A 1,654-nucleotide genomic window follows, 5' to 3' on the forward strand; every position below is an offset into this window, starting at 1 on the left:
CGCGCGGATGCTCGCGGCGGCCTCGTTCGCGAAGGTCAACACGAGCACGTCGTCGGGATCGACCTCGCCCCGCTCGATGGCGCGCTCGATCCGGACGAGCATCGTCGTCGTCTTCCCGGTGCCGGCCCCCGCGTCGACGGAGGTACAAGCCGCGCGACTGTCGATGACCGCCTCCTGATTTCCCTTGGGCTCGATGTCGGCGGCGGACGCGAACGCGACCCCGTCGCGGTCCCGGTTCGATCCGCGGTCCGCCTCGAGATCGGCCGCGTCCTCGCGATCCCCCTCCGAGCCCGAACCGCGATCGGTTCGGCGGGGCTCCTCAGTCATCGAAACGCACCTCCTCGGCGATGTACTCCTGACAGCAGACGGTGTACTCGCAGTCCGGACAGGCGTGTTCCGCGATCCGGTCCCACCGATCGGACGGGTCGAACGGTCCCGACAGCAGGCTCGCAGCGACCGCCGCGAGTCGGTCGTCGACGGTCCCGTTTCGGTGATCGTGAGTCATTCCGAAGGTGTGGTGGTCGACGTAGACGTCGGTCAGATCGACGATCTCGAGGCTCGTTTCGACCGTCTCGCGGACCCAGTTCACCGCCGTTCCCGACCGATCGGCCAGCGGGATCTGGACGTATCGGCAGGTCCGCTCCCCGAGCTCGAGCCGGTCGCGGAGGTCGCGGAGCCCGTCGAGGACGACGGCGGTCTCGAAGAGCGCGCCGACGGGACCCGGTTCGAACGTCGTCGAATCGGCGTCGAAGTGCTCGGTGAAAAGATCCTCGACGTCGCCCGCCCAGTCGGATCGGTAGCGCAGGAGACCCAGGGGTGCGAGCGTCGGGACGAACCGGACGCCGACGATCGACGAGCCGTCGCCGTAGACGTAGTCCACCGCGGTGTCGATCGTCACCGCGTCCGATTCGGCCGTCTTCGTCGATCGCTCGATCGTACTCGAGAGCGGAAGCCCCGGCCCGATCAGTTCACCGCGGGCGGCCTCGGCGTCCAGTCGCGCGATCCCCGCGGCGTGATCGACGCCGACGCGCTCGAGGTACGCCGAAAGCGTCGCCTCGAGCACCCGCCGTTCGTGACGGCGCTGGGCGACGGAGTGAAAGCGCTCGTCGTACTCGTTCCAGCGAGCCGAAAGTCGATTTCGGGCGGCGCTCTCGAGCGCCGCTCGCTCCGTCTCGCCGCTTCGGAGCGCGTCGCAGAGAGCGCTCCGCAAGAGGGAAACGCGGTCCTCGACGGTGCGATCGTCGTCGCTCCCCTCGAGGCCGTGGACGTGTGCGAACTCGTATCGGCGGGGGCAGTGCAGGGCGGTCCGGAGACCGTCGACCGACAACGAGGGAGGGGCTGTAGCGGCGTCGTCGTCGGCGTTGGCGTCGGCGGCGGAGTTTGCGTCGTCAGCGTTGGCATCGTCGGCGTTAGCGTGGGGATCAGTCATTTCGGACCACCTCGCCCGCGGCGAACTCGAACTGCGAGCGGACCGCTTCGGCGAGTTCGGGGTCGATCTCCCCCTCCTCGAGCACCACCGCGATCTCCTCGAACAGCGCCTCGGTTTCACCGAGGTCGGCCTCGCCGCCGGTGCTGGCCTCCCGGAGCACGCGATCGAGTTCGCCGCGGGGCTGGGCGAGCAGCGCCTCGAGGGCGTTCGTCTCGCCGTGGATCG

General features: G+C 69.3%; 2 protein-coding genes and 1 pseudogene. All 3 read right to left on the bottom strand.

Annotated features, from left to right (window positions below; genetic code table 11):
• Positions 1-327: UvrD-helicase domain-containing protein (locus PGX04_RS23130; RefSeq protein WP_273740665.1), on the bottom strand; the 327-nt coding region annotated here is incomplete at its 3' end.
• Positions 320-1,429 (bottom strand): PD-(D/E)XK nuclease family protein, encoded by a 1,110-nt coding sequence (locus PGX04_RS23135; protein ID WP_273740666.1) that lies wholly within the window; start codon positions 1,427-1,429, stop codon positions 320-322. The genes PGX04_RS23135 and PGX04_RS23130, both read right to left, overlap by 8 nt.
• Positions 1,422-1,654 (bottom strand): annotated as a pseudogene (locus PGX04_RS23140) (hypothetical protein); the annotation flags it as partial. The gene PGX04_RS23135 and the pseudogene PGX04_RS23140, both read right to left, overlap by 8 nt.

It is taken from the genome of Natrinema soli (genome assembly GCF_028618695.1).

What these genes read in the sequence shown, in the direction of transcription:
- PGX04_RS23135 (WP_273740666.1), bottom strand. Translation starts at nt 1,429, where the DNA reads ATGACTGATCCCCACGCTAACGCCGACGATGCCAACGCTGACGACGCA.